7 protein-coding genes are annotated in these 7,121 nt (G+C 34.9%); 4 read left to right on the top strand and 3 right to left on the bottom strand.

Features of this window, described 5'->3' with window-relative positions; genetic code table 11:
* The 3 genes from U473_RS15015 to U473_RS14775 form a co-directional block, all read right to left on the bottom strand.
* A partial coding sequence (locus U473_RS15015; protein ID WP_201024163.1) for a hypothetical protein occupies window positions 1–231 on the bottom strand: 231 nt, incomplete at its 3' end.
* Between the two features lie 278 nt (window positions 232–509).
* Window positions 510–722 carry a hypothetical protein gene (locus U473_RS07520; RefSeq protein ID WP_068724948.1) on the bottom strand — a complete coding sequence of 71 codons (213 nt, stop codon included), beginning with the start codon at window positions 720–722 and terminating at the stop codon, window positions 510–512.
* Window positions 715–879, bottom strand: a complete 165-nt coding sequence (locus tag U473_RS14775; RefSeq protein ID WP_161937305.1) for a hypothetical protein — start codon at window positions 877–879, stop codon at window positions 715–717. Before U473_RS14775 ends, U473_RS07520 begins: the two co-directional genes overlap by 8 nt.
* Window positions 880–1,039: 160 nt before the next feature.
* Here U473_RS14775 and U473_RS07515 point away from each other — a divergent pair, with 160 nt between their 5' ends.
* The 4 genes from U473_RS07515 to U473_RS14770 all read left to right on the top strand — a co-directional run.
* On the top strand, window positions 1,040–1,360 hold the full coding sequence (locus U473_RS07515) for a hypothetical protein (RefSeq protein ID WP_068724946.1): 321 nt from the start codon (window positions 1,040–1,042) through the stop codon (window positions 1,358–1,360).
* Window positions 1,361–1,450: 90 nt separating this feature from the next.
* Window positions 1,451–2,557: a M24 family metallopeptidase gene (locus tag U473_RS07510; RefSeq protein ID WP_068724939.1), complete on the top strand. Its 1,107-nt coding sequence runs from the start codon at window positions 1,451–1,453 to the stop codon at window positions 2,555–2,557.
* Window positions 2,558–2,646: 89 nt separating this feature from the next.
* The gene (locus tag U473_RS07505) at window positions 2,647–2,880 is read left to right on the top strand and encodes an alpha/beta-type small acid-soluble spore protein (RefSeq protein WP_068724938.1); all 234 of its coding nucleotides are present in this window, start codon (window positions 2,647–2,649) and stop codon (window positions 2,878–2,880) included.
* 366 nt (window positions 2,881–3,246) lie between these two features.
* Window positions 3,247–7,121, top strand: a 3,875-nt coding sequence (locus tag U473_RS14770) for a DUF6531 domain-containing protein (protein WP_161937304.1), incomplete at its 3' end; no start/stop codon positions are given.

Genomic DNA, 7,121 nt, shown 5'->3' with positions numbered 1-7,121 from the left:
GGGACCGGGCCCGAAACCACCAGGTCCAGCGGGTCCGCCAGGTCCAAAACCGCCGGGACCGCGCCCACCAGGCCTACCTTGTCTACCACCAGGTCCTATTGGACCACGCCCAAAACCACCTTGTCTTTTGCCTCCAGGCCCTGGCCCTCTTTTACCCCCAATTGGTCCATTTGATTGCTGCCCCATATTACCTAATCGTTTTAACGCATCGAAAAAGTTGTTTTTGGCCAAAAAATTTACCTCCCTTTTAAAGAATAAGGTTCACTTATAAAATATGCATAATAGAACTGGTCCGTAAGCATGACAAATAACTATTTTTTTTATTCGCAATTAATTTTGCATATGGTAAGATGCAGGGGAGTTGAAGTGGATATCAAACTATTGCACTTCGATTGCTTATTGGTTTTCCCATATCTTCGTAAGTGGCAAATTGAAGAAGAGTAACTTTAGTTCAAACAAAAAAACCGGAGTGTAATTATTCTCCGGTTACATGTTTATTGGTATGTATTTTATTTCAAAGATTCAATAAATCTCATTAAGGTTTTTCTTTGCTCAGGGCTTAATTCTAGACTTACTTCAACTAATTCTTGGATGTCTTTAGGAAGAGATTGGGGATTCTTACTTTGTTCCACTCCAATTTGGTTAATTGCATCCTCTATTAAAAGCTTTGCTTCATCTAGCATTTTATAAATCTGAATCAGAGATTTTAGAGAATCATTCATGCATGTTGATCCTCAAAAAAAGTAATTTTTCAATTTCATTCTTAATCTTGAGTAGTTCTTCAGGGTTTAATTTTTTAACATCTCTAATCATACTATCTAGTTTAATCATTCTAAACTCATCAAGATAAGTTGGAATGGAATCAGTTTTGATAGCCATCACCTAATCTCCTTTCGATTGCTGTGCAAAATAAATATTACCACGATTTTCGTCAAAAATAAACATGTACATCGTCTTATTTTTGATGGTATTTGTTGAAAAAAATCATATTCGTTGAAAATACGCTAAAAATCGTCATTTTTTAAAAAGGAGTAGAAAAATGGCTTTTATCAGTTTAGGACTTTTGATTTATCTCATATTATGTAATTATCCTTTTTCAAAACAGTTAAATGAAATTGGAAAAATGAAATGGATAAGATGGACAATTTTATTAGCAGGTGCAATTCATGGGATTATGATTTGGGCTAAACAGGATTTAGTTACCCCAAAAATCATTACTGGTGTTTTGTTACTTTTGTTAGTTATTTCATTTACTATGTCTGGCAAACATCGTGGGATTGAAGACATAGTTGCCCGCACTATCTTTAAAAAAATCGCTTGGTTTTTTATTCTTTTAATCACTCTTCTTCATATCATTTAACTCCTTCTGTGATATAATGAAGCAAAACTTATTCAGGTGGAATTTCCCATCTGGAATAGTCCAAAAAATACGGAAAGATGGGGTATACAAATGTCTCAAAGTCAAGTCTACGAAAATAGATTAAATCGCTTTTACCAATGGATGGATAAAAATGATCTAAGTGTGGCGCTTATCTCTTCACCCACAAATGTTTATTATTTAACTGGTTTTTACTCAAATCCTCATGAACGTTTTATGGGTTTATTTCTTATTTCTGGACAGGAGCCTATCCTAATTACACCTGAATTAGATAAAGAGGAAGCAAACAGAAAAACTTCATTAAACAACATATTTGGTTATGCAGATCATGAAGGGCCAGTCCAATTGATTAAAAAATATATACTGTTCAAACAAGACCAACCGTTTGGATTTGAGGAAGGATATGTTTCGTTTAAAAAAGCTCTTTGGTTAAAGGAAATTCTCCAGTTTCAACAATCCGTTGATATTGAAAAAGGCTTAATGGGTCTAAGAATAACGAAAGATGAATTGGAATTAAATAGTTTAAAAGAAGCAGCTTATTGGGCTGATAAAGCAATAGAATTTGGAATCGAGGCGATTCAGGTAGGCAAAAGCGAATTAGAGATTATTGCAGAAATCGAATATCGTTTAAAAAAAGAAGGCATTGAAAAAATGTCATTTGATACGATGGTGTTAACTGGCGAAAAATCTGCGTTGCCTCATGGAAAGCCAGGCCAAGAAAGAATTAAGAATGGGGATTTTGTTTTATTTGATTTAGGAGTCGTTTTTAATGGATATTGTTCCGATATCTCTAGAACTGTTGCCGTTGGCCAAATTTCAGAAAAACAAAAAGAAATGTATCACATTGTCAAACAAGCCCAGCAATTGGCAATAGATGTGGTAAAACCTGATCTCGCTATTAAAGAAGTGGATTTAGCCGCTAGAAGAAAAATTACAGAGATGGGTTTTGGTCCTTATTTCATACACCGGATTGGCCATGGGTTAGGTTTAGATATTCATGAACTCCCTTCGATGCATGAGAAGAATGAAGAATTGTTAAAGGAAGGAATGGTTTTTACCATCGAGCCAGGAATCTATGTGGCAGAACTAGGTGGAGTCAGGATTGAAGATGACATCTATGTCACAAAAGAAGGGCCCCTGGTACTAACCTCATTTACTAAAGAGCTTATTCAATTGTAGTGTTGTACAAAAATTACCAACAAAATCGATGAATGGATATCCCTCTTTCTACAAATATTAAGCATACACCAACAAGGAGGTGATATCAGATGGCAAAAGGACAAGAACGTTCTAGCAACTGGTTAGTAGTACCTCAAGCTGCACAAGCATTAGATCAAATGAAATTCGAAATTGCCCAAGAACTTGGTATCCAAATTCCTGCAGACGGATACATGGGCTATATCGCTTCTCGTGACAATGGTGCAATTGGTGGTAACATTACTCGTCGTTTAGTTCAAATGGCAGAACAACAACTTTCAGGCCAAACAGGAATGACTCGCTAATTCACTTACAACTAAATCATTGGTATAGTTAAAGGCAGTGGAGTCATCCACTGTCTTTCCTTGAAAGATAATAAAGTATAACTTTCTTCCACTTGTCATTTAGGGGTTTGTATAATCCATAAGCTGCGACATAGCGTGACTAGCAGCTTTAGCTGTGTAGCACGACTTGTACACTTTGTGTGCCTTCAGAAGTGCCCTTCTCTCCTTAATCTTTATTCATAGAAGGTATTTCCTACCATGACGGCTGGGTTGCCGTACATTTTCAACAAGAAATATAAGATCATATATAATGTATAGCCCCCTTTCGTCTTAAAAAGATCGGAATGTCTTTTTATTGCCTTTTTTTAAAGAGGAGGAGAGGGAAGAATGAGAAAAAGACATAAAACTTTTTCTGCAATGACTTATTTTCTAATTATTACACTAATTAGCGGATTGATAATGCCTAGTTTTGTTGTGAAGGCAAGTGCATCTTCTTATGATGGTTATGATTGGTTAGAAGAATGGCTTCCCCAACCAGGAAAAAGAACAGATCAAAATCCCTTTATGCCTCAAAGTCAAGTCATGAACCAAACATTACAAAGCAATATTCAAAATTCCTTATCTCAACTGCCCAGTCTTCAAGGGCAATATAATCTTGAACAATCCCCATTCAATCCTGTGATAGAAGATCCCGTACAGCTTTCAACTGGTAATTTAAAGATTGAAGAAGAAGACCTCTTTTTAAATATTTATGGAAATCCGTTGTCTATTCAAAGAACTTACAACTTAAAAGATAAAGATAAATTGTTCCCTTTTGGTTATGGCTGGAGATTTTCTTATGATTACTATATTCAAATGTTTGCTGATTTTAATATTTCCGAGTTCAAGCCTGATGGAAGTAACGTTAACTATACCTATCAAAAAAATGATCCAAACGGTTTAGTGGATAGTTACGACGGTGATCCGCTGATATATTATCCTCTTGATCAAGGAACATATTCCAGCACAAGTAGATCTGATTTAGAAAGAATTTCTAAAGATGAATACCAAATTACAAAACCTGATGGTTATATCTATACCTTCAAAGGTTATAAGGCTCCATGGCGAGAAAACGCAGATCCTATTCAGGGAAAATTAATTGCAATCAAGGATCGTAATGGCAATACACTTCAATTTAATTATGATCAACAAGGTCATTTAATCCAAATTAAATCATCAGACGGAAGAGCAGTTTCCTTAACTTATAACAACGATTTAGTTCAGAGTATAACTGATCCACTAGGTCAAGTCACTTTCTATGAATATGAAGGTAAACGTCTAAACAAAGTAAAAAAACCAGATGGCACTTCAATCCAATATACATATGATCAGGATAATCGATTATTAACTATAACATATCCAAAAACAGGGAAAGAAAGTTTTACTTATCAAAATGATCGGGTTGTTCGTTATGATCAAGAAGGAGACTTAGTTTATGAATATCAGTATCAAGATACTGCTAAAAAGGTCGTTCGTATTGATGCTTTAGGTAATCGTACAGCTTTTGTATTTAATGATAAAAAGCAAATCATTCAAAAAAAGAATTCATTGGGGGAGACTTATTCTTATACTTATGATGATCAGAATCGCTTAACAAAGATTGAGTCCTCTTTAGGAACTACAGATATGCAATACGATGAATTAGGGAGATTAGTCTATAAATCTGACGAATATGGTCGAAGTTTCTCCTATCAATACAACTCATTTGATCAGATTACTCATATTGTGGATGAAACTGGACGTGAATGGCTTAGAGAATATGATAATAAGGGGAATTTATTAGCAAATATCAATCCCTTAGGCGAAAAAGAAAGATTCACCTATAATGATAAAGGCCTACTTGAAACCTATACCAATCCTAAAGGAGCTATTACTCGTTTCCAATATGATGAATATGGACAGCCTAGTTACGTGCAATATCCTTTGGGTCGTTATCAGCGTATGCAATATGATCGTTTAGGAAGATTATTGAAAATGAATAATGCAAGTGGTGGGACAATAGAAATCACATATGATCCAGCCAACCATCCCATTCAAGTAAAATATTCAAATGGACAAACATTCCGTTACGAGTATGAGAATGGATTATTAAAACGATGGGTTCAGCCTAATGGTGCCGTTACCACTTATACTTATAATACAAAAGGTCAACTTAAGGCAATCATCAATGCCGAAGGGGAATCTACTGTTTATTCATATAATCCTAAAGGGGAATTAATACAGATTAAAGGGCCTCTTGGAGCTAAGATTTCTTATCAATGGGATGCATTGGGTAGAATGATTGAAAAAGAAGGGAATTTAATTCCAGAAGAGTCATTTCAATATGGGTTAAATGGCCAATTAATTGAACAAAAAAATGCCGATGGAACCTTTCAATATACTTATGACAATAATGGAAGAATCAAATCGATCAAACAGAATGGGAACGTAGTAACAGACTTACAATATAATGAATATGGGTACCTTTCTTCTATTGTGAAAGCCAATCAAGAAATTCTCACATTTACTTATGATGCATTAGGGCGGATTTTAACGAAAACAGACCCACTTGGTGGAAAAGAAACGTATGAATATGATAAAAATGGTAATCTAATCTCTGTTGTAAATCCATTGGGAAATAAGACAACCTACCGTTATGATGAAATGAATCAATTAATAGAAATGATAGATGCTGAGGGGAATTCTACTCAAATTCAGTATAGTCCTTTAGGACAAATAACAAGTACAATTGATGCAAAAGGGCAAAAAAATCAGTATTTTTATGACGAGTTAGGTTTTTTAACTGCACAAATTGGCGCAAAAGGTGAAAAAACTTCTTTTACTTATAATTCTCTAGGTCAGGTAGAATCAATAACCAATCCATTAGGTCACATTCAAAAATTTGAATACAATGACTTAGGGTTGTTAACACAAATCACTGACCCTTTAGGGAATATAACTCAGTATGCCTACGATGAGTTACAAAGAATAAAAGAAATAATTGATCCAAAAGGTAATTCTACTTTTTATACATACGATATAGATCAATACAAGATTGAGGTAACAAATCCGCTTGGAAATAAAAATGAATATTGGTTTGATGAAAATGGTAGATTACTATCTTTTATTGACCCCCTAGGGCGAGAAACACAATGGAAGTATAATCAAAACGGTCTACTGATTCAGAATGTAAATCCACTTGGTCACAAAACTCAATACGAATATGATGATCTTCAAAGATTAGTTGCTGAAGTTGATGCAAAAGGAAACAAGGAAAGATATGCTTATGATGAATCAGGCAATCTCATTTCGATTGTCAATCGGAACGGAGATAAGACTTCTTTTGAATATAATTTGGCTGGAGAAATTATTAAACGAATCGATGCTATTGGCAATGAAACAACATATTCGTATACTCCAACAGGCAAACTAGCAGAAGTAATTGATGCAACTGGAAGTAAAATTCATTATCAATATGATCAATTAGGTCAATTAACAAAAGTGGTTGATCCATTAGGGGGAACAGTTTCATATCAATATGACCCTCAGGGTAATATTACTCGCATTGTGGATCCTGAAGGAGCAACTTCATTTTTTGATTATGATTTAGTAGGTAATCTTAAAAATTATACGGACTCAAGAGGGAATACCTGGAACTATCAGTATGATCCTACCGGTAAAATGACTGAAATCATTGATCCGGAAGGAAATAGGAAGTCATACATTTATGATTCTTTAGGTAACCTGATTGAGGAAATAGACCCTCGAGGTAACTCAACTCAGTATCTATATGATGCATTGAATCAGCTTGTCCAAATTACCGACGCCTTAGGGTATAAACAACAGTTTCAATATGATAAAGTTGGTAACTTGATAGAAATGAAAAAAGCTGATGGTTCAGTTAATAAATATCGTTATGACCAATTAAAACGTTTGCTTGAAAAAGTAGATCCCATGGGGAATTCAACCAAGTATCAATATGATCCTTTAGGAAACCTGCAAATGGTTGAAGATGCAGAGGGTAACCAAACAAAATACGAATATAATCGAATTGGTTTGCTAACCAAAGTAATGGATGCGATGGGTGGACAAACTACTTATTCCTATGATCCCTTGGGCAATTTGATCAAAATGGTGGATGCAAATGGGTATAGTACGCATTGGCAATACGATGCTATGGGTCGAATGACAAAAGAAATCAATGCTGAAGATGAAGAGTATATTTTTCGTTACGATTCTGTGGG

This window comes from Tepidibacillus decaturensis (genome assembly GCF_001561915.1).
Taxonomy (GTDB): domain Bacteria; phylum Bacillota; class Bacilli; order Tepidibacillales; family Tepidibacillaceae; genus Tepidibacillus_B; species Tepidibacillus_B infernus.
This window is presented reverse-complemented; position numbering and strand designations above follow the sequence as displayed.